Consider the following 22,132-nt stretch of genomic DNA (forward strand, 5'->3'; position numbering starts at 1 on the left):
AGTCACTTTTCAACTTAAGTGTTCGGCCGCATGGGTGCCTTGCAAGGGATATATACGTATGCTGACTCTATTAAATCAAGTTTATGTTGTATGAGTTGAGAATTTATCAAACAAAAACATATTTCATCACAAAATTAAAAATCATCATTGTTGACGAATTTTCGAAATCTAGCCATGTCTGGGAGCGCCCAGTTTCTGAGGCTATTCCCGGCAGTCTGGGATGTCTGGAGGAAAATCGATCTGCTGGAACGGGGGCGGCCCGAAAATATCGGGCCGCTGCTGCCGCAATTCCACAAGGCCATCTTCGGCTGATTTTTATCGGGATTGTGGCGGTGCAACCCGCCATTCCCCCGGTGCCAGCCCGTCCAGCCGCCAGTCGCCGATACCGATGCGGATCAGGCGCAGGGTGGGGAAGCCCACGGCGGCGGTCATGCGGCGGACCTGCCGGTTGCGCCCCTCGCGCAGCACGATTTCAACCCAACTGGTGGGGATGGATTTGCGGAACCGCACCGGCGGGTCGCGCGGCCACAGCCAGTCGGGCTCCGGCACAGCGCGGGCCTCGGCCGGCAGGGTGGGGCCGTCCTTCAGGTCCAGCCCGTCGCGCAATTGCGCCAAAGCCTCTTCCGTCACCGCGCCATCCACCTGCACCAGATAGGTTTTCGGCCATTTATGGCGCGGCTGGCTGACGCGGGCGATCAGCGCCCCATCATCGGTCAGCGCCACCAGCCCTTCGCTGTCGCGGTCCAGCCGCCCGGCGGGATAGATGCCGGGCTCCTTGATGAATTCTGCCAGCGTCTTGTGCCCGGTTCCCTCATCGGTGAACTGGCACATCACATCATAGGGCTTGTTGAGCAGGACAACGCGTCCCATCTGCCAGTTTCCCGAATAGCCACAAAGTTGCCGGGGAAAACCCCGGCGCGTGTGATAGTGGGAGCTGGCGGCCCCCGACGCCACCTTAATCTTGTTCACCGGACGAAGAGGTTGATGATGAATGCCGATGTGAAGCGGATGGGCTTGGAGCCGGGCCGCCGGGAAATGTTGCTGGCTGGTGCTGCCGGTTTGGCGCTGGCCGCCGCTGGCGGGGCGATGCCGCATGTGGCCTTTGCCCAGGCTGCGGGCGGCCCCGTCTCCCTGCCGCCCTTGCCCTATGCGCCGGAAGCGCTGGAGCCGCATATTGATGCGCAAACCATGTCGCTGCACCATGACAAGCACCATCAGGCCTATGTCACCAACCTGAACAAGGCCCTGTCGGAGCATAGCCAACTGGCATCGCTGACCTTGCCGGAACTGCTGCGCCGCCTGCCGGAGGTACCCGAAGGGGTGCGCAGCGCCATCCGCAATAATGGCGGCGGTCATGCCAACCATGCCATGTTCTGGTCCATCATGGGGCCCAAGGCCGGCGGCGCGCCCAGCGGGGCGGTGGCCGAGGCCATCACCCGCGATCTGGGCGGGTTTGAGGATTTCAAGAAGACGTTCAATGCGGCCGGTACCAAGCAGTTCGGCTCCGGCTGGGTGTTCGTCACCGCCGACAAAGCCGGCAAGCTGGAGATCGTCGCCCGCCCCAACCAGGATACGCCCTTGATGGACGGCAAGGCGGTGCTGATGGGCAATGACGTGTGGGAACACGCCTATTACCTGAAATACCAGAACCGTCGGGCGGATTACCTGGCGGCCTGGTGGAATGTGGTAAACTGGCAGGCGGTGAATGACCGCTATGCCGCCATCCGCCGGGGTGAGTTGATTTAATATGAAGCGGCGGGCGGCTGCCCATAGGGACAGCCGCCCGCCCGATCATCAGAACTTGTAACTGACCGTCGCCCCAAAGCTGCGCAGCTCGGGCAGCAGGGCCACCGGCTGGCGGCCCAGTGTGTTCAGGATCAGGGCGGATTGCGCCAGCACCGGCGTGTCATTGTTGAACAGGTTGCGCACCCAGAAGGATGCCTCCACCTGATCATAGATCAGGCCCACCTTGGCATTCACCAGCGTGCGGCCCTTGACATAGCCCAGGTCGGGCGTGGTGAAGCCGTTCTTCTTTGAATTATACTGGATATCGGTGCGGATATAGCCATCCAGCGCTGCTGTCAGCGCCGTTTCATACTGGATGCTGGCATTGGCCAGATGCTTGGCCTGACGCGGCAGCGGGTTGCCGGAGACATCGTAATTGCTGACAAAGCTGGGGTAGGAGCGCAGCGAGCCATCCTTGGCATTGACGAAGTAAGAGTCGGCATAGGCGTAGGAGCCCTGCAGCGTCAGCCCCTCCACCGGTTTGGCCGTTACTTCCAGCTCAAAGCCCCGGCTGCGGCCGGTGCCGGCATTCTTGGTCAGGAAAATGGTGGGGGAGGTGGCGGACGGGTTGGTGATCTGGATGCCCTCCATCTCCACATCAAAGACGGAGAGGTTCAGGCGCAGCTTGCGGTCCAGCAGGTCGCTTTTCACCCCCACCTCATAGGTCCAGTTGAATTCCGGATCGAACGGCAGTTCGTCGGCCGTGGGGGCGGTGGCGTTGAAGCCGCCGGCCTTGGCCCCGCGCGCCGCCGAGGCATAGAACAGCAGATTGTCATCCGCCTTGTAATCCAGCGTGAAGCGCGGGGTCAGATATTTGAAGGTCTTGTCCACCTTGGTGGTGGTCGCCCCATATTGGAACAGCGTCTTGGTTTCATCCGTATGACGCAGCTCGGCGCGGGCCGTCAGCGCCTCGGCAAAGGTGTACTGCACAGCACCAAAGGCGGCATAGGCCGCCGTTTCCTTGCGGTTACGGCTGAAATAGGCGCTGAAGAAACTGTCCTGCAGGCTGGCATCAGGAATGTTCTTCAAGCCTGCCGCCAGGGCGATGGCCCCGGTAGAGGTCAGCCGCGCGCCGGCCGGCACCGGTGTGGTATCAATGGCATAGGGGGAATCGGTGTTGAACCGGTAACCGTAATAGGAGCCACCGACGATCCACTGGAACGGCCCGTCATCGCTGGATTCCACCCGGAATTCCTGGGAGACATCATAGCTGTTGCCGCCGGAGCCCTGCAGCGCCGTCAGGTTCACCGTGCCGGTCTGGCCTGCCAGCGTATAGCTGAAAGGCACGCCCTTATATTGCCGGTCGAGGTCGGTATAGCTGCGCGTGTCCAGCCGGTTGTAACCGGTGATGGAGGAAAGGCGCACGGCGTCCAGATCCTGGGTCAGGGTCAGGCTGGAGCGCATGGTTTCCCGCTCCGTCCCCTTGGCGCGGCGGTCATAACCGCTGAGATCGGGGTCTTTCACGCCGGGATAGGCACCGCACCAGGCCCCCAGCGCCCCGGCAATGCGCTGGCAATTGCCAGCGAAAATGATCTGCGGGGCGGGGCCGATATCATCATTGGAGTAATAGATATTGGCATTGGCCTCAAACCCGCTGTCCAGCACCAGCCGCAGCCCGCCGGAGGCAAAGCGCGATTTATAGCCGCCGATCTTCAGGTCGCTGTCGCCATAGGAACCATCCCATTGGTCATAGGCGGCGGCCAGCCGGGCAAACAGCTTTTCCGCCACCAGCGGGCCGGAAACGGAACCCTTGGCGGTGAAACGGCCTTCATCGCCCACCGTGACAGCGGCACTGCCGGATGGCGTGTCGGTCGGCTTCTTGGTGATGTAATTGATGGAGCCGGCATAGGAGTTACGGCCATAGAGCGCGCTTTGCGGGCCCTTCACCACCTCGATCCGCTCGACATCCAGCAGGCTGCCATCGATGCCGTCGCGGCCGGAGACATAAACGCCATCGATGAAGACGGGGGTGTTGTTTTCGTCATCGGAGCGGGAGACCTGGGACAGGCCGCGCACCACCGGGGTGGTGGTGGTCTTGCCGCCGGTGGTGTCGATTTGCAGGCCGGCGGTGGCGCCGGCCAGGCTGCTCATATCGGTGATGCCGGCCCGCTCAATCTCCTTTGCCGTCACGGCAGAGATGGAGAGCGGTACGGCTTGCAGCGTTTCGCTGCGCAGCCGGGCCGTCACCACGATCTCTTCCAGCAGCAGATCGTCCCCCTGGCCCTGCTGGGCCAAAGCCGGGCTGCCGCACAGCATCATGGCGGCGGTGCCGATGGCGAGTTTCTTTGCGTGTCCCATGTTATCCCCTACCTGTTCCTGATTGATGCTTGGTTTTGTTTTCAAAGGACCGCTGCCGGGGTTACCCGTCCCCTTGGCACCGGTGCCTGTTCCTGTTCGCCGCCCCCTCACCCGGCGCGGGTCAGCACTTCCAGGGCGGCGCGTTCGCCGCTTTCCATGGCTGATTCCATGCCGAAATCGCTGCGGCGCGTGTGTTCGCCGGCGAAATGCATCACCTGCCAGGGCTGGTTCATCTCGCGCGCGAAACTGTTGATCTGGCCGGGGGCGAGGCTGAAGCCGCAGCCCCGTTGCAGCGGGTCGCGGGCCCAGTCCTTATAGGTCGCCACCTTCACCTTGCCGGCCGAGGCCGGGCGCAGGCGGGCCAGCTCTTCCACCAGGAAGGGCACCACCTGATCGGGGTCGCGCTGGCTGATCGCGGCGGCGCGCTGGCCCACCATCACGATCATGGCGCGGTGGGTGCCGGTGCCCTTGTGGTTATCGATGGCCCAGAACATGCCCAGCGGCCCGTCACTGTTGAAGGAGGGGGGCAACCCATCCTCCAGCCAGAACGGCTCCACCTGCATATAAAGCCGGGCCGTATTGGCATAGGGCATCTGGGCAATGGCCTTGGCCGCCGCCCCGCCGGGGGCACCGGAAATGGCCACGTTGCGCAGCAGGGTGAAGGGGACGGCGGAGATGATGAAGCGGGCCTTGTAGCGGCTGCCATCGGCACAGCGCACGCTGCCGGATGTGTCCGTCAGCTCAATGGCGGTCACCTGCTTGTTCAGCCGCACCGCATCGCCCAGATCGGCGGCCATGGCGGCCGGCAGCAGGTGACAGCCGCCGTCGATATTGGAGGTGGAGGTCAGGCCATTGACCAGATCGCGGCGATGCTGTTCGCCAAACGGGTGCAGCTTGGTGGCTTCCTGCCCGCTGGCCGGGCCGCCGAACTTCCGGTCCAGCGCGCCGCGCGTTTCCTCCTGCCACATGCGCAGCACGGAGGTATCGTCGATGCTGATGCCGGGGGCCGACAGGGCGGCCAGTTCAATGGCCTGCGCGCTGTGACCATGGCGCTGCAACAGGGTGCGCAGGCTGATATCCTGATCGGCGAAGGCGGGGTTCAGCCAATCATCCAGCTCTTTCAGCGGGTTATATTTCCCCACCAGACGGGAGCCCATCATCATGGGCGCGATCTTGCGTTCCTCGCCGATGCATTGGTTCAGCGGGTTGCTCTCCCAGCTCGCCGCATCGATCCAGCTGCCCTTGTAATGCGTGCCGAAGGTCAGCAGGTCGCGGTCTTCCGGGATCAGTTTCAGCTTGTAGCGCCAGCAGGCGTCCAGCACACGGGCGTAGGAACGGCCGATCTGGCTGGCCCCGACATCGATGGGTCCATCGGCCGTCTGGTGGGTGCGCACCCGGCCGCCCACCTGGGCGCCCGCTTCCAGCACGATGGGGCGCAGGCCCTGTTCGCGCAGAATCAGCGCGGCATTCAGGCCGGAAAGGCCGGCGCCGATGATGATGATATCGGCCTGTTCCTCCGCAAAGGCGACCCGGGGCGCCAGGGAAAGCGCTGCCGTGGCGGCAAAGAATCCGCGTCTTGTGAACATGATGTCAGCCTCTGATCCGGGATTGTTTCTTTATTGACCAGAAGGTTCATCCCAATTTCATTGGAAATGAAGGCTTGATATATTTCTTGTCCATTTGGTGGATGGGTAAATATTATCAGTTTTTATTGATATGTGTCGAATTGTGTATTTTGTGTCAACTTTTGTCGGGGCGGGGGCAACCGCCTGATGGTCGCCCGCCCCACCGCACAAGCGCACCCGCGCCGCGCCCGTGTTAAGGCTGGGCAATATCATGCCGGGGATTGTCATGAACCAAGCCTTCGCCCGCCTGCTGGCCGCCGGGATCAGCCTGTTTGCCGCCACTGTTGCCACCCATGTTGTTCAGGCGGCGGATGGGGTGCCCCCCTTTGCCCAGCAGACCCCGCCGCCGGTGCCGGATTATGCCAAGGCGGAATCCTGGGCCGCCGGTCCCAATGGGTTGGGCGCTGCGGCGGCCCTGCCGGCGGGGGCCACGCCCCTGGCCAAGGATGCGGTGGTGGATGTGTTCTATGTCCACCCCACCACCTATCGCTCCAAGGATCGCTGGAACCAGGATATTGCCGACAAGGCGGCCAATGACTGGACCGATGCCAGCGTAATTGCCCGGCAGGCCGGTGTGTTCAATGGCTGCTGCCGGATTTTCGCCCCGCGTTACCGCCAGGGTTCCACCCTGTCCTTCACCAGCATGGATGGCGATGGTGGCAAGGCGTTCGATCTGGCCACCAGCGATGTCGAACGCGCCTTCGATTATTACCTGACCCATTATAATAATGGCCGCCCCTTCATCCTGGCCAGCCACAGCCAGGGCAGCTTTCACCTGATGCGGCTGCTGGAAAGCCGGATTGATGGCACGCCGCTGAAGGGCCGCATGGTGGCCGCCTATATTATCGGCGTGAACCTGTCGGTGGGTGATTTCCCCAAGACTTACAAGAACCTGCAAATCTGCGCCAAGCCGGCACAGACCCATTGCGTGGTGGCCTGGAACGCGCTGTTGCCGACCGCCAATCTGGACGTAATCCTGCCCATGGCCGAACGCCGCTATGTGCAGCGCCATGGTGATGATGCCGGCAAGCAGCTTCTCTGCATCAATCCCATCACCTTCGATGCCGACCAGCCCGCCGCAACGGCCGACAAGGCGCTGGGTGCCGTGCCCGGCGCACCGGGGGAGGGGGGCTTGCAGCCCTTGAAGGTCAAATCCGTGGCCGCGCGGTGTGACCGGGGGGAATTGATTGTGGAGCCGGCGGCGGCGCTGGACCTGCAGCCTTTGCCCGGCGGGTCCATGCATTATCATGATTACGGCCTGTTCTATGCCGATATCCGCGCCAATGTGAAGCTGCGGGTGGATACGTTCCTGAAGCAAGTGGCGGGGAAATAATACTGCGCTGTGATGAGTTCCACTCAGTGTCCGTCAGAAAGTTTTTTGATTTCAGTGCATTACATGCTTTGATTTTCAATATCACCGTCACCCATGCTGCGGCCGGGGTCCAGTTTCGTAGAGCACATTGCTTGTGATCCTGGACCCCGGCCTTCGCCGGGGTGACGGTGAGAATCTATCAATGTGTTGATAATAAATGAAAACCTTTCAGACGGGTTCTCATCACAGCGCAGTTGGCGCCGGCGTTTGAGGGCAATGATCGAAACCAGAGGGTCCGATCATTGCAAGCATATATAAGCTTCCCCTTGACGGGCGGTCCGGGCGATCCAGTATCAGCCCTATGGACCGCCTGAAGCCCCTGCCGCCGCCCGATCTGCTGCCCCGCCCCCGTGCCGCCCCGGCGGCACGAGAGCTTGGGCCTTGTGGCCTGTGCGGGCGGCCCATGCTGGATGGCCCCAGCGTGGATGCCCATCACCTGCTGCCACGCAGCCAGGGCGGGCGCGACACGGTGATGCTGCACCGGGTCTGCCATCGTAAGATCCACGCCGAACTGTCGGAAAAGGAACTGGCGCGGCAATATAACACGCTGGATGCCCTGCGGGCCCATCCCGACATTGCCGACTTCATCCGCTGGGTGGCGCGCAAGCCGCCGGAATTCACCGCCATCACCTTCCGCGCCAAGGATCATGTGAAGGCCGGCAAGCGCTACCGGGACAAATAAGCCACACTTATGGGAGCGATCTATCGGGTCGCGACAAACCCCATTGCAGGCAAAATAGTAATGAAGCATGATGGTTATGCAAAAATAACGGGCCAGTCGTAGGGGTTGGCTCGCCGAGGCCTGAATTAAGAAACAGGGTCCAGGGAGGATCATCATGCTCAGTTGGCAACATCGGCGCCCGCCGGTGGGGGGTGGTGCGCGTACGTCTGCCACGGCGTCCCGCAAGGCGATTATTCTGGGTCTGGCCCTGGCCAGTGCTGCCCCGGTGGGCGCGCAGCAGGCCGACCAGGGCGCGCTGGAGGAAATTGTCGTCACCGCGCGCCGCCGGTCGGAATCGATTCAGGCCACCCCGGTGGCCGTGACTGCCTTCACGGCGGAAGCGCTGGAAACGCGCAATGTCGATACGCTGGATAACATTGCCAAATTCACCCCCAATATCCGCTTCGATGGGGCGGCCGCCTTGTCCGGTGGTAATTACAATGCCACCGTCTTCATTCGCGGTATCGGCCAGAATGACTTTGCCATTTTCAGCGATCCGGGCGTCGGCTTCTATGTGGACGGGGTTTATTATGCCCGATCCATCGGCGGCATCATGGATGCGGTCGATCTGCAAAGCGTGGAGGTGCTGCGCGGGCCGCAGGGCACGCTGTTCGGCAAGAACACCATCGGCGGTGCCGTGCTGATCACTACCCAGCGCCCGACGGAAGATTTCAGCGGCCGGGTGGAACTGACAGGCGGCCGCTTCAACCGGTTCGATGCCAAGGGCACGCTGAATGTGCCGCTGGCCGATGGCAAGCTGCTGACCCGGATTTCCGCCTCCTCCCTCAACCGCGACGGCTATGCCAAGCGGCTGTCCGATGGGCAGGATATGGGCAATCGCAATGCCGACAGCGCCCGGCTGCAGATGCAGGCCGAACTGGCGGAAAATGTTACCTTTCATATCGTTGGCGATGTGACTCGCGCGCGCGAACATTCCGCGCCAAACAAGCTGCTGGCCGTGGCCCCCGCACCGGGCCTGACCGGTGTGCCGTTCCTGACCAATTATAACCAGCTGGTGGCCCCGTCGCGCGGGGTGGTGGCGCCCAATGGCCAGCGCACGCTGAACAGTTCCTTTGTCACCGACAGCCCCTTCACCAGCTGGGGCACCGGCCCCAATGTCAATGATCTGGACCTGTGGGGCGTGGCTGGCACGTTGAGCTGGGATGTCGGCGGGGCGGAGATCAAGAGCATCACCGCCTATCGCAAGCTGGCGGCCGTGTTTGGCCGTGATGGCGACAACACGCCCTTTGTGTACCGCGAAACCTACAATGATGATGATCAATGGCAGTTCAGCCAGGAACTGCAGGTCAGCGGTGACAGTTTCGATGGCCGCGTCACCTGGGTGGGCGGGCTCTATTACTTCAAGGAGGAAGGCAGCGACAAGGCGCGGGCCGATCTGGCCATGGGCCTCTGGCCGCCGCTGGGGCCGCCCTTGTCGCCGGCCACCCGGATTCGCAATGATATCGACAACAGCTCTTATGCCGCCTTTGGCCAGGGCAATGTGAAGCTGACCGATGAGCTGAGCGTCACGCTGGGTGCCCGCTGGAACCAGGACAAGAAGTGGATTTCCGTCTTCAACCAGCGTCAGCGCGACAATGTGATCTTCACCGACGTGCAGCGTTCCAGTAAGTGGAACGCCTTCACGCCCAAGGCCGGGCTGGAATATAAGGCGACCCGCGATGTGCTGCTCTATGCCTCCGCCGGCAAGGGCTTCAAGAGCGGCGGGTTCAATGCCCGGCCGCTGGTCGATGCCTCGGAAGTGACGCAGTATGAGCCGGAAACCATCTGGACCTATGAGGCGGGGGCCAAGACCGGCTGGTTCGATAACCGGCTGATCCTGAACGCCGCTGCCTATCTGTCGAAATATGACAATATCCAGCTGACGGTGAACCAGACCCCGCGCAACTTCGTGGCCAATGCCGCCAAGGGCACCATCAAGGGCGGGGAGCTGGAGGTTCGGGCGCGCCCGGCCAAGGGTTTGGATTTCGATCTGGCCGTCGGTTACACCGATGCCTCTTATGATGAGGTGGGGTCCGGCCTGGGGCCGACACAGATTCTGCCCATCACCAAGGCGGCCAAATTCGTGAAGACGCCAAAATGGACCGTCTCCACCGGGGTGCAATATACCTATATCCTGCCCGATGACAGTTCACTGGCCCTGCGTGGTGACCTGTCCGCCTACAGCAAATTCTATAACGACGTCGCCAATACCGCCCTGATCGCCCAGGACGGCTATGGCATCGCCAATGCCCGGCTGACCTACACCTCGGCCGATGATGGCTGGACGGCGGCGGCCTTTGTCACCAACCTGACCGACCGGCGCTATTTCGTCTCCGGCAATGCCAGTGCCGCGTTCGGCCTGGCAGAGGTCAGTTACGGCCGCCCCCGCGAATGGGGGGTGAGTTTCGCGGTGAAGTTCTAAAGGGGAGGGGGCGGTGACGGTGACGTTGCCGCCCCGATCTCTTCAACCGTCACCCATACTGCGGCCCATAGGCGCTAAGTTAGCGGTTAGTACCTTCCTTGCCTCCCCCGCGAAAGCGGGGGTCCAGGGGCCAAGGGCACTGAAACGTGGTTCTTGCGGCCCCTGGATCCCCGCTTTCGCGGGGAAAGCAGGTCGGTGCAAGAGATTAACTTAGCGCCCCTATGGGCGGCCGCGTCATGGGTGACGGTGGGGGGATGAGGATCAGCCAACCGCTCTTCCGCCCCAATCGATACACCCACCCCAGAAAGACCAAAAGCCGCCCCGGAAAATTCCTGGGCGGCGATCAATCCCGTATGCGAATAACTTCGCTACGAATTCAAGCGGGCGGAACCCGCAAGGGCTATTAGTAGCCCTCGCGCTCCAGACGCTTGCGCAGCAGCTTGCGCGAACGGCGGATGGCTTCAGCCTTCTCGCGGGCGCGCTTCTCTGACGGCTTCTCGTAATTGCGGCGCAGCTTCATTTCGCGGAAGATGCCCTCACGCTGCATCTTCTTCTTCAGCGCGCGCAGGGCCTGATCGACGTTGTTATCACGAACCAGAACTTGCACGGGACTTTCCACTCCAATGGATGCGCTCATCCGGCAAGCCGGCGTCACGCGATAGGGTTGATCATAGAAAGAAACGGCAATGGGAACCCTTTCAGGTCGTGCCATCGCCCGATCCAGTCGGCGGGGTTATACACATGCCCGCCGCGCTTGTGAAGGGCTTGCGGCGGTTCCCCGTCAGATTCATGCGGAATGGCCGACATGCGGGGGGTGAAAGCCGGTTTTCTGCGGTTCAGCCGAAGCGGCCGGTGACGTAATCCTCTGTCCGGCGCTCGCGGGGGCGGGTGAAAACCTGCTCCGTATCGCCGAATTCCACCAATTCACCCAGATGCATGAAGGCGGTCCAGTCGCTGATTCGCGTGGCCTGCTGCATGTTATGGGTGACGATGGCGATAGTATAGCGGTCCTTCAACTGGTCGATCAACTCCTCGCATTTGGCGGTGGAGATCGGGTCCAGGGCGCTGGTCGGTTCATCCAGCAGCAGCACGGCGGGGCGGGTGGCGATGGCCCGCGCAATGCACAGCCGCTGCTGCTGCCCGCCGGAAAGGGACAGGCCGGATTGCTGCAGCTTATCCTTCACCTCGTCCCACAGGGCGGCATCGCGCAGCGCCTGTTCCACCCGCGCCTCCAGCTCCGTCCGGCCCAGCCGTTCATAAAGCTTGATGCCAAAGGCGATATTGTCATGGATGCTCATGGGGAAGGGCGTGGGCTTCTGGAACACCATGCCCACCCGCGCGCGCAGCAGGTTGGGATCTTGCCGGGGGGACAGGATATTCTGCCCATCCAGCAGCACCTCCCCTTCCGCCCGCTGGCCGGGATAAAGATCATGGATGCGGTTCAGCACCCGCAGCAGGGTGGATTTGCCGGAACCGGAGGCGCCGATGAAGGCCGTCACCTCCCGTTCCCGCAGGTCCAGATTAATGTCCCGCAGCGCATGAAAGCTACCGTAATGGAAGTTCAGGCGGCGGATGCTGACCTTGGCGTTGGGGGCACCGGTGGCCAGGGCGGGGGCCGCCATCTGCAGGCTTGTCTGTTGCATCATTTTCCCTTTCCGCCGGCGGACAGCGCGCGGGCGAGGATGTTCAGGGCCAGTATGACGATGGTGATCAGCAGCGATCCGGCCCAGGCCAGTTGCTGCCACCCCTCATAGGGGCTGAGCGCGAACTGGAAGATGGTGACGGGCAGGTTGGCCAGGGGGGCGTTCAGGTCGGTGGACCAGAACTGGTTGTTCAGCGCGGTGAACAGCAGCGGGGCGGTTTCCCCGCTGATGCGGGCAAAGGCCAGCAGCCCGCCCGTCACCAGCCCCGACCGCGCTGCGCGATAGGAGATCAGGGTGATCACCTTCCAGCGCGGCGCGCCCAGGGCGGCGGCGGCCTCCCGGATCGTGTCGGGCACCAGCCGCAGCATATCCTCCGTGGTACGCACCACTACCGGCACCACGATCACCGCCAGGGCGCAGGCACCGGCCCAGGCGGAGAAATGGCCCATGCGCAGCACCAGCACTTCATAGATGAACAGGCCGATGATGATGCTGGGCGCGCTCAGCAGCACGTCATTGACGAAGCGGACCAGTTCCGCCAGGGGTTGCTTCCGGCCATATTCGGCCAGCCAGGTGCCGGCCAGCAGCCCCACCGGCAGGCCGATCAGCATGGCCATCAGGCTCATGGCCAGGCTGCCGAAAATGGCATTCAGCAGGCCACCGTCGGCCGATCCCGGCGGCGGTGTCATCTGGGTGAACAGGGCCAGGTTGAGGGCGCCGGCCCCCTTGACCACCAGCATCCCCAGGATCAGCAGCAGCCAGACCAGCCCGATCAGGGTGGCCGTTATGGCCAGTCCCATCATGATGGCATTGATGATGCGGCGACGCAGATAGAGCGAATTATGTTGCATGGCTCAGGCCCCCCGCCGGCGTTCCAGATGCCGCAGCATCAGCCGGGCCGCCGTCAGCACGCCAAAGGTGATGACGAACAGCAGCAAGCCCAGCGCGATCAGGGAAGAGGTGTAGAGATCCCCTGTCGCCTCGGTAAATTCATTGGCAATGGCGGCGGAAATGGTGGTGCCGGGGGCCAGCAACGACCCGGAAATCCGGTGGGCATTGCCGATGACGAAGGTGACGGCCATCGTCTCCCCCAGCGCCCGGCCCAGCCCCAGCATGATGCCGCCGACCACGCCGGCCCGCGTATAGGGCAGCACCACGTTCCACACCACTTCCCAGGTGGTGCAGCCCAGCCCATAGGCGCTTTCGCGCAGCAGGGGCGGCACCGTGTCGAACACGTCACGGGTGATGGCGGTGATGAAGGGCAGCACCATGATGCCCAGGATCAGCCCCGCCGTCAGCACGCCGATGCCATAGGGCGGCCCCTGGAACAGGGCACCGATCCAGGGCAATTCCCCCAGCGTGTCGATCAGGAAGGGCTGCACATGGTGCTGCAGGAAGGGCGCCAGCACGAACAGGCCCCAGATGCCATAGATGATGGAGGGGATGCCGGCCAGCAGTTCCACCGCAATGCCCAGCGGGCGTTTCAGCACCGGCGGGCAGCGTTCGGTGAGAAACACGGCAATGCCGAACCCTAGCGGCACCCCCACCAGCATGGCGATGATGGAGGTGACCAGGGTGCCGAAGATCGGCGCCAGCGCGCCGAATTTTTCGGTCACCGGGTTCCAGGTCTCGGTGACCAGAAAGCCGAAACCGAACTGGCGCAGGGCCGGCCAGGCCCCATCCAGAATGGACAGCACGATGCCGCCCAGCAGCAACAGCACAAACAGGGCGAAACCGCCCGTCAGCCATTGGAAATACCGGTCCTGGCGCTGATAGCGTCCTGCACGGGACAGGGTCGCCGCCGGCGCGGCAATGATCAGATCGGCCATGGCTGCCGCTCCCCGCTGCCAATGGGGTGGGTACAAGGCCGGGGGTGAGCCGTGGCAGCGGCCCACCCCCGAAAACCCTTTGCAATCAAGATGTCCGCAACAGCGGTTCAGCCGGCATGGACCGGCTTGCCATTGGCATCCTTGATATGCTCGGCCCAGGTCTTGCGCACCATGTCGGCGACGCTGGCGGGCATCGGCACATAATCCAGCGCCTCAGCCTCCTTGCCGCCCTTCTTGTAGGCCCAGTCGAAGAATTTCAGCGCCTCGGCAGCGGCGGCCGGGTCTTCCACCTTCTCACGCATCAGGATGAAGCTGGCACCGGTGATCGGCCAGCTTTCGGCACCGGGCTGGTTGGTCAGGATGACGGCATAGCCCGGCGTATGGGCCCAGTCGGCATTGGCGGCGGCGGCCTGGAAGCTCTTGGCCTCCGGCTGCACCTTCTTGCCGGCGGCATTGATCAGCCCGGCATAGTTCATGTGGTTCTGTTTCACATAGGCATATTCCACATAACCAATGGCACCGGCGGTCTGCTTGACCATGTTGGCAACGCCTTCATTGCCCTTGGCACCGATACCGGTCGGCCATTGCACGGAGGCGGCAGCCCCGACCTTGCCGTCAAAATCCTTGCTCACCTTGGACAGGTAGTTGGTGAACAGGAAATTGGTGCCCGACCCATCGGAACGGTAAACCACGGCGATGGCGGTGCTGGGCAGCTTCACGCCCTTGTTCAGGGCGGCGATGGCCGGATCATTCCATTTGGTGATTTCCCCCAGATAGATGCGGGCCAGCGTCGGGCCATCCAGGGTCAGTTCACCGGGGTTCAGCCCCGGCACATTGATGGCCGGCACGGCACCGCCCATGATCATCGGCCATTGCACCAGCGCATCCTGTTTCAGCTCCTCCTCCTTCAGGGGGGCGTCGGAGGCGCCGAAGGTCACGGTCTTCGCCTTGATCTGCTTGATCCCGCCACCGGAACCGATGGACTGGTAATTGAGACCGGTCCCCGTCTCCTTCTTGTAGCTGTCGGCCCATTTGGCATAGACGGGATAGGGGAAGGTGGCGCCCGCACCGCTGATATCGGCGGCGGGGGCAACCCCGGCAATGCCGAACCCGACCAGCGCCGCCAGGACCGGCGCCGCCAGGAAACGCGACATGATGCCCATGGAAATTCTCCAGGATGAAACAAGGGGGAACAGGGCTTCATGTAGGACCGCAATGTTTCCTTTCGGTGACCTTTGCCTAAACATTCTTTAATGTGATTGTCATTTGGGCGGGGCGTTTCCAGGCCCTGCGGTGGCTTGCGCGGCGGGCGGTGGCGGGGCACTATTTCTGCCCCCATCCCCTTAGTGCTGGAGCCTGCATCTTGGCCATCCTGCCGATCATCCGCATGGGCCATCCCACCTTGCGCACCGTTGCCACGGCGCTGCCGGTGCGGCCCGGTTTGCCTTTCCCGGAAGAAATCCAACGGCTTGCAGGCGATATGATTGAAACGATGCTGGCGGCCCCCGGCATCGGGCTGGCCGCCCCGCAGGTGGATGTCAGCCAGCGCATCATCGTTTTCCGCGTTCCGGCGGAACGGGCCAGCGGGGCCGAGGGTGACACGGCGCTGGGCAATCAGGTGCTGATCAACCCGGAATTTGTCGCCCTGACAGATGAAAAAAAGCTGGGGTGGGAGGGGTGTCTCTCCATCCCCGGCCTGCGCGGCATTGTGCCACGCCATGTCCGTATCCGTTATCGTGGGTACGATCTGGATGGCGATCTGGTGGAGCGGGAAGCGACGGGCACCCATGCCCGCGTCATCCAGCATGAGCTGGATCATCTGGATGGTGTGCTCTATCTCGATCGGATGCCCGATCTGGGCAAGTTGACCTTTACCGAGGAAATGGTCCATTTCACGGCAGATGCCTTGAAGGGCTGAATCCCGCGCTGGAGCCGAATGCCATGACCAATACTGAGACGACGGCCGGGGAATCGCCGCTGGCGGGTGTTACGGCCGAATTGCAGGCCCGCCGGGATGCCATCCTGCTGGCCATGCTGCCCGATGTGACCTTTGACGGCTGGACACCGGCCGCCATGCGCCGGGGGGCTGAACAGGCCGGGTTCGACCCGCGGGAGGCCGAAGCCGCCTTCCCCGAAGGCCCCTTGCAGGTGGTGGCCCATCTGGCTGACTGGGCCAACCGGCAGATGGCGGCAAAGCTGGCCACCACCGACCTGTCGGCCCTGAAGGTGCGCCAGCGTGTGGCGCTGGCCGTGCGCACCCGGCTGGAGATTCTGACACCCCATAAGGAGGCGCTGCGCCGGGCGGCCGCCCTGCTGGCCATGCCCCATGGCCTGCCCCTGGCCCCGCGCCTGCTCTATGCCACGGTGGATGCGGTGTGGAAGGCGGTGGGCGACCAGTCCAACGATTTCAATTTCTACACCAAGCGGCTACTGCTCTCCGGCGTGGTCAGCTCCACGGCACTTTACTGGCTGGATGATGCCTCGGAAGGCCATGCCGACAGCTGGGCCTTCCTGGACCGCCGCATTGCCGATGTGATGCGGGTGGGCCAGGGCATCGCCAAGGTGAAGGGCAGCAGCGGCAAGGCCGGCGACCTGCTGGTGCATCTGCCCTCGCCGGCCCGCTTCATGCGCCATCTGCGCGGTGCCTTCAGCCATTGAACGGTTGGGGGGATCAGACATGGCATTAGCGGCGAAATACCTGACCGCCTATCAGTTCACGGAATGTCACGACATTCTGATCAACAGCGCACCCGCCACCATTCTGGACGCTGTTGAACGGATGGAAACGGGTGACGATATCTTCACCCGTGGCCTGATCTGGCTGCGTCAATTGCCCGACCGGCTGTTTGCACAGACGGCCAAGCCGGCCGCCGCTTTCGGATTGAAGGATTTCACCCGGCTGGAACGCACGGAACGGCAATTGGCTTATGGTCTTGTCGGGCGCTTCTGGCGCCTGGATTTCGGCCTGGAAGCCATTGCCGATGGTCCGGCCTTCCAGGCTTTCGCCCAGCCGGGTGTCGCCAAACTGGTGATGAGTTTTGATGCGCAGCCGCTGCCCGGTGGGGCCACACGGCTGGTCACCCGCACGCAGATTTTTTGTCCCGATGATGCGACCCGGCGGCGTCTGCGGCCTTACTGGATCGCCATCCGCCCCGCCAGCGGCTTTATTCGGCGCCGTATGCTGGCCGGGGTGAAGAAATTGGCGGAACAACAAACGATGCCTGGGTGAGCGTCCGCACCTTCAGTGTGCTCCGCCTTATATACCCAAGTACCGAATAAATTCGGCAAAATGCTCAAACGCCGCACGGGCTTAGGTATACCCAGTTCCGGGTTTCTCCCGTCACTTGGGCATACCTCTATCTGAAGAAGTACCTCCTTCGTTTGCACCACTGACCGTTGTGTCGCCATAATGGGCTTGGCACTCTGTGGCCACGCTTATCCGGGGGATGGGAAAACATGCGGTCCTTGATGCAGATGGCCCTGGCGGCCGTCACCGTCATTCTGTTGGGTGTTGCCGGTTGGGGCGTTGCCCATTGGCTGGGATCGGCAGGGGAACGGGGGGGCGTGGTGGCCACCGGGACCAGCGCACCCCCTGCCGCATCGCCCGCTGAACCGGCCAGAACGACAGCGCCCGATTCGCGGCCGCTGACCGTCAGCAGCCAGCGGGTGCCCGATTCCCCCGCCTTCCGTTTTGCCCGCCTGTCCACCGAATCCGCCAATGCGGTGGCGGAGGCCTGCCTGGTGTTCAACCGCCCCCTGAACAGCACCCGTGCCGTCAATTATGCCGATTATGTGCAACTGCCCCAGGGGGTGACGACCGGTTTCCGGGTCGATGGGCCGAAGCTCTGCCTGTCCGGTCTGGCCTTTGGGGCGGAGCATGAGGTGACCTTGCGCGCCGGCCTGCCGGCGGCTGATGGGGCCAAGCTGGCCGATGATCAGAATGTCACCGTCAGCCTGTCCGACCGCGCACCGGCGGTGGCGCTGGGCCAGGGCTTCATCCTGCCGCGCGAAATGGGCGATGGCCTGCCCATCACCACCGTCAATGTCGACCGGCTGGAGGTGAAGCTCTACCGCGTCGGCGACCGGATGCTGGCCCGGATGCGGCAGGATTTCGTCGATGAACGCACCTTCTATCCCTATGCCGCGCGGGAGGTGGGGGAGGATACGGGCAAGCTGATCTGGCAGGGCGAAGTGGCGGTGAAGGGGCCGCGCAATACCGCCGTCACCACCTTGTTCCCGCTGGCCGATGCCATCGGCAAACGCGAACCCGGCGCCTATCTGCTGACCGCGCGCAACCCCGATGCGCCCCGCAATGACGGGGAGGATGAATATTATTACTCCGACAGCTATCGCCCGCAGGCGGGGCAATGGGTGGTGCAGTCCGATCTGGGGCTGACCAGCTTTCGCGGTGATGATGGGTTGACGCTCTCCGTCCGGTCGCTGGGCAGCGCCAAGCCGCTGGCCGGCGTGCGCCTGTCCCTGATCGCCCGCAATAATGAGGTGCTGGGGGAGGCGCGCACGGACGCCAAGGGGCTGGTGCGCTTTGATGCCGGGCTGCTGCGCGGCGACGGCGGCATGGCCCCCGTCATGGTCATGGCCTATCAGAATGATGGCGATTTCAATTTTCTGGATTTGCGTCGGCCCGGCTTCGACCTGTCCGATCGCGGCGTAGAGGGCCGCCGCCCCTCTGCCGCTGTCGATGCCTTCCTTTATACCGAACGCGGCATCTATCGCCCGGGCGAGACGGTGCAACTGACAGCATTGCTGCGTGATCGGGAGGCGACGGCCTTGCCGGGCCGGCACCTGACCATCCGCATCCGCCGCCCCGACGGCAAGGAACATCAGCGCTTCGATCTGGCCGACAAGGGCGGGGCGGCGGGCAGCCTGTCCGTGGTGCTGCCGGTCAGTGCCAGCCGGGGCCAGTGGGAAGCCACCGCCCATGCCGATCCGGAAGGGCCGGCGGTGGGTTCCGTGCGCTTCCAGGTGCAGGATTTCGTGCCGCAGCGGCTGGCGCTGGCCATCAATAACAAGCCGGAACGGCTGGCCCTGGGCGGGGAGCTGAGCCTGAATGTCAATGCCCGCTTCCTTTATGGCGCGCCCGGTGCCGATCTGGCCGGTGAAGCGCGCCTGACGCTGGAGCCGGACCCGGCCCCCTTCCCGGCCCATAAGGGCTTCACCTGGGGCATCCAAGCCGACCGGTTTGATGTGGAGCCGGTGGACCTGTCGGTCGATAATACCGACGCCAAGGGCGATACTGTGGTCACGGGGTCGCTGCCCGCCGGCCCGCTGGGCACCCAGCCGCTGCGCGCGGCGATTTCCGTCGCCATCCGGGAGCCGGGGGGCCGCGCCACATCGGAACAGGTTTATGTGCCGGTGCCGGTCACCCCGGTCAGCATCGGCATCCGCCCCCGCTTTCAGGATGCGGTGCCGGAAGGGGCGGAGGCCGGTTTCGATGTGATCGCGGTGGATGAGGCGGGCACAGCGGTGGCCGCCAAGGGCCTGTCCTGGCGGCTGGTCAAGGATACGTCGACCTGGCAATGGTTCCGCAGCGGCGGCACCTGGAAATATCAGCGCGTGCCACGGGAAAAGGTGATTGCCAGCGGGGCGCTGGATATCGGCACCGACAAGCCGGCCAGTCTGGCCCAGAATGTCAGTTGGGGCAGCTACCGCCTGATCGTCACCGATGCCGCCAGTGGTGCGGCCACCTCTCTCGACTTTTACAGCGGCTGGTATGGTGAAAGCGGGCCGGACCGGCCCGACCGGCTGAAGCTGGCCGCCGACCGCGCCGGGTATAAGCCCGGCGACACGGCTCGCCTGCGCATTGACAGCGAAGCGGCGGGTGAGGCGCTGATCGTCATCGCCAATGAAACCGTGCATGAAACCCGCAGCGTCAGCGTCCCGGCGGGTGGGGCGGATGTGGATATCCCCATCGGGGCCGATTGGGGGCCGGGCGCCTATGCCCTGGTCACGCTCTACCGTCCGCTGACGGCCGATCTGGGCCATGCCCCGGTGCGCGCCGTGGGGGTGGCCTGGCTGGGGTTGGACCCGGCCCGCCGCACCCTGGATGTGGCCATCGGCACGCCGGACAAGATCCTGCCGCGCCAGTCCATCAAGGTGCCGGTCACGGTGAAGGGGGCCGGCAAGTCGGCCTATCTCACCCTGGCGGCGGTGGATCAGGGCATTTTGCAACTGACCCGCTTCCCCACGCCCAAGCCGCAGGATTATTATCTGGCCAAGCGCGAGCTGGGCGTTGCCATGCGCGATGATTATGGCCGCCTGATCCGCGCCCAGGGCCAGGGCGATGACCAGGGTGGTGACGGGTTCGGCGGCAAGGGGCTGGATGTGGTGCCCACCCGCACCGTGGCCCTGTTCTCCGGCATTGTTGAGCTGGATGGTGATGGCAAGGCGACCATTTCGCTGGATATCCCGGATTTCCAGGGTGAATTGCGCCTGATGGCCGTGGCCTGGGATGCGACCAAGCTGGGCTCGGCCGAAAAACGCCTGACCGTGCGTGACCCGGTGGTGGCGGAACTGATCCTGCCGCGCTTCCTGTCGCCGGCCGACCAGGGGCGGGCGACGGTGCTGCTGCATAATGTGGAAGGCCAGCCGGGCCCCTATCGCCTGACCATCACCGCCAAGGATGCCGTTTCCGGCGGCGAGCAAACGCGGGAGATCACTCTGGCCGCCGGTCAGCGGCAGGTCTTCACCGTGCCGCTGACGGGGACCACAGCCGGCATCGGCACGGTGACGCTGGCTGTCAGCGGGCCGGGCGGCTTCCAGGTACAGCGGAGCTGGCCGATCCAGGTGCGCCCGCCGCAATTGCCGGTGACGCGCGAAATGGTGGCCACCCTGGCACCGGGGGAGGTTTCCAACCTGCCGCCCGACCTGTTGGAAGGGTTGATACCCGGAACGGAAAAGGTGGCGCTCTCCATCTCCCGCTGGCAGGGCATGGATGTGCCCGGCATGTTGCGCTGGCTGGACCGGTACCCGTTCGGCTGCCTGGAACAGACGGTCAGCCGCGCCATGCCGTTGCTCTGGTTCAACGATCTGGCCCTGCTGACGGAGGCGAAGCAGGACAAGGCCATTGGCGACCGTATTCAGGATGCCATCGACCGTGTGCTGACCATGCAAGACCCTGAAGGCGGTTTCCGCATGTGGGGCCAGTATGGCGATGCGGCCAATCCGTGGCTGTCGGTTTTTGCGCTCGATTTCCTGAACCTGGCCGCTGATCAGGGCTATGTGGTGCCGGGGGATGCCTTGGCGCTGGGCCGGCAATGGCTGACCGGGGCCACCACCCGCTCCTATCCGGCGGAAGTGCAGGCCTATGCCGCCTGGGTACTGGCCCGCAAGGGGCAGGCCAATGCCGGCGACCTGCGTTATTTCCATGACAGCCGGATGCCGGATCAGGCCCTGGCCTCGGCCCATCTGGCTGCCGCCCTGGATGCCGTGGGCGAACGGGCACGCGCCGGGCAGGCGTTTGACACCGCCCGCAAGCAGTTGGCGCAATGGGCGGCAAAGGCGGAGGCCGACCAGCAGGCGCTGGAACAGGCCCGCCGTACCGGCAAGAAAGCCAACCTGCCGGCCCGCACCGATGCCTATGGCAGCCGGCTGCGTGACACCTATGCCATTGCCTCCCTGCTGGCGCTGGATGGGCGGGGGGCGGCCGTGCCGGCCCTGCTGGACACGGCCCGGTTGTTTGACACGCGGGCGGAGGAGACCAACACCCAGGAAAAGGCCTGGATGCTGCGCGCCGCATCCGCCCTGGCCGGCAAGAATGCCAAGCTGGCGGTGACGGTGGATGGCAAGCCGGCAGGGGCCGGCGACCCGGTTTCCCTGCCGGTGTCGCTGGAACGGCTGCGCACCGGGCTGGTGGTTGCCAATCAGGGGGAAACGGGGCTTTACCGTACCCTGTCGGTGGAAGGCGTGCCGGTGGAGCCGGTACCGGCACAGGCATCGGGCATCAGCATCACCAAATCCTTCTTCAGCATGACGGGCGAAAAGCTGGACCTGTCCCAGGTGAAGCAGAATGACCGCATCATCGTGGTGCTGGAAGGCAGTGCCGAAGAGGCGCAGGCCAGCGGCGATTATGCCCTGCTGGATCTGTTGCCCGCCGGGCTGGAGGTGGAAGGCGTGATCCGGCCGGAACAGGCCGGCTATGGCTGGCTGGGCCGGATTTCTTCCACCAACATCGCCGAAGGTCGCGATGACCGTTTCGTCGCTGCTCTGTCCCTGCCCACCTATGAGGATACCGAGTTGGCATTCGGCCCCAACGGTGCCCGCCTGAACGGCAAATGGGGCTTCCGCATTGCCTATGCGGTGCGGGCGGTGACGCCCGGTTCCTTCGCCATGCCGGCAGTAGTGGCCGAACATATGTACCTGCCCAAGATCAAGGCCCGCACGGCGATGGGCCGGCTGGAGATTGCGGAGTGAAGAAAAG

General features: G+C 63.8%; 16 protein-coding genes. 8 read left to right on the forward strand and 8 right to left on the reverse strand.

Annotation, left to right across the window (positions count from 1 at the left end; translation table 11 throughout):
• Positions 1-315: 315 nt before the first annotated feature.
• Positions 316-870 carry a pseudouridine synthase gene (locus tag PCJ49_RS17700; protein ID WP_269912103.1) on the reverse strand — a complete coding sequence of 185 codons (555 nt, stop codon included), beginning with the start codon at positions 868-870 and terminating at the stop codon, positions 316-318.
• Positions 871-1,086: 216 nt separating this feature from the next.
• Between PCJ49_RS17700 and PCJ49_RS17705 the strand changes: the two genes are divergently transcribed.
• Positions 1,087-1,746 carry a superoxide dismutase gene (locus PCJ49_RS17705; RefSeq protein ID WP_269912243.1) on the forward strand — a complete coding sequence of 220 codons (660 nt, stop codon included), beginning with the start codon at positions 1,087-1,089 and terminating at the stop codon, positions 1,744-1,746.
• A 48-nt stretch (positions 1,747-1,794) separates the two neighbouring features.
• Here the strand turns inward: PCJ49_RS17705 and PCJ49_RS17710 are convergent, their stop codons facing one another.
• Both PCJ49_RS17710 and PCJ49_RS17715 read right to left on the reverse strand, forming a co-directional pair.
• A complete protein-coding gene (locus tag PCJ49_RS17710; RefSeq protein WP_269912104.1) occupies positions 1,795-4,083 on the reverse strand; it encodes a TonB-dependent receptor in 2,289 nt (762 codons plus the stop codon).
• A 107-nt stretch (positions 4,084-4,190) separates the two neighbouring features.
• A complete protein-coding gene (locus PCJ49_RS17715) occupies positions 4,191-5,669 on the reverse strand; it encodes an NAD(P)/FAD-dependent oxidoreductase (RefSeq protein WP_269912105.1) in 1,479 nt (492 codons plus the stop codon).
• Positions 5,670-5,934: 265 nt separating this feature from the next.
• Between PCJ49_RS17715 and PCJ49_RS17720 the strand changes: the two genes are divergently transcribed.
• From PCJ49_RS17720 to PCJ49_RS17730, 3 genes are all read left to right on the forward strand, one after another.
• Positions 5,935-7,041, forward strand: a complete 1,107-nt coding sequence (locus PCJ49_RS17720) for a DUF3089 domain-containing protein (RefSeq protein ID WP_269912106.1) — start codon at positions 5,935-5,937, stop codon at positions 7,039-7,041.
• Between the two features lie 340 nt (positions 7,042-7,381).
• Positions 7,382-7,762, forward strand: coding sequence for an HNH endonuclease signature motif containing protein (locus tag PCJ49_RS17725; RefSeq protein ID WP_269912107.1), 381 nt, complete (start codon positions 7,382-7,384; stop codon positions 7,760-7,762).
• 154 nt (positions 7,763-7,916) lie between these two features.
• Positions 7,917-10,223 (forward strand): TonB-dependent receptor, encoded by a 2,307-nt coding sequence (locus PCJ49_RS17730; protein WP_269912108.1) that lies wholly within the window; start codon positions 7,917-7,919, stop codon positions 10,221-10,223.
• A gap of 403 nt (positions 10,224-10,626) precedes the next feature.
• On the opposite strand, the gene rpsU is transcribed toward PCJ49_RS17730, so the two are convergent.
• The 5 genes from rpsU to pstS form a co-directional block, all read right to left on the reverse strand.
• The gene (rpsU, locus tag PCJ49_RS17735; protein ID WP_089286057.1) at positions 10,627-10,830 is read right to left on the reverse strand and encodes a 30S ribosomal protein S21; all 204 of its coding nucleotides are present in this window, start codon (positions 10,828-10,830) and stop codon (positions 10,627-10,629) included.
• 229 nt (positions 10,831-11,059) lie between these two features.
• Positions 11,060-11,845: a phosphate ABC transporter ATP-binding protein PstB gene (pstB, locus tag PCJ49_RS17740; RefSeq protein WP_347710440.1), complete on the reverse strand. Its 786-nt coding sequence runs from the start codon at positions 11,843-11,845 to the stop codon at positions 11,060-11,062.
• A gap of 20 nt (positions 11,846-11,865) precedes the next feature.
• Positions 11,866-12,717: a phosphate ABC transporter permease PstA gene (gene pstA / locus PCJ49_RS17745; protein WP_269912109.1), complete on the reverse strand. Its 852-nt coding sequence runs from the start codon at positions 12,715-12,717 to the stop codon at positions 11,866-11,868.
• Positions 12,718-12,720: 3 nt separating this feature from the next.
• Positions 12,721-13,695 (reverse strand): phosphate ABC transporter permease subunit PstC, encoded by a 975-nt coding sequence (gene pstC / locus PCJ49_RS17750; RefSeq protein ID WP_269912110.1) that lies wholly within the window; start codon positions 13,693-13,695, stop codon positions 12,721-12,723.
• A gap of 107 nt (positions 13,696-13,802) precedes the next feature.
• A complete protein-coding gene (gene pstS, locus PCJ49_RS17755) occupies positions 13,803-14,858 on the reverse strand; it encodes a phosphate ABC transporter substrate-binding protein PstS (RefSeq protein ID WP_269912111.1) in 1,056 nt (351 codons plus the stop codon).
• A gap of 200 nt (positions 14,859-15,058) precedes the next feature.
• Here pstS and def point away from each other — a divergent pair, with 200 nt between their 5' ends.
• The 4 genes from def to PCJ49_RS17775 all read left to right on the forward strand — a co-directional run bounded on the left by def (position 15,059) and on the right by PCJ49_RS17775 (position 22,125).
• Complete coding sequence (gene def, locus PCJ49_RS17760; RefSeq protein ID WP_269912112.1) at positions 15,059-15,613, forward strand: peptide deformylase; 555 nt, start codon at positions 15,059-15,061, stop codon at positions 15,611-15,613.
• A gap of 23 nt (positions 15,614-15,636) precedes the next feature.
• Positions 15,637-16,353, forward strand: coding sequence for a COQ9 family protein (locus PCJ49_RS17765; protein WP_269912113.1), 717 nt, complete (start codon positions 15,637-15,639; stop codon positions 16,351-16,353).
• A gap of 19 nt (positions 16,354-16,372) precedes the next feature.
• The gene (locus PCJ49_RS17770; protein ID WP_269912114.1) at positions 16,373-16,924 is read left to right on the forward strand and encodes a hypothetical protein; all 552 of its coding nucleotides are present in this window, start codon (positions 16,373-16,375) and stop codon (positions 16,922-16,924) included.
• 227 nt (positions 16,925-17,151) lie between these two features.
• Positions 17,152-22,125, forward strand: a complete 4,974-nt coding sequence (locus PCJ49_RS17775; RefSeq protein WP_269912115.1) for an alpha-2-macroglobulin — start codon at positions 17,152-17,154, stop codon at positions 22,123-22,125.
• Positions 22,126-22,132: the final 7 nt, after the last annotated feature.

This window comes from Niveispirillum sp. BGYR6 (assembly GCF_027568365.1).
GTDB lineage: Bacteria > Pseudomonadota > Alphaproteobacteria > Azospirillales > Azospirillaceae > Niveispirillum.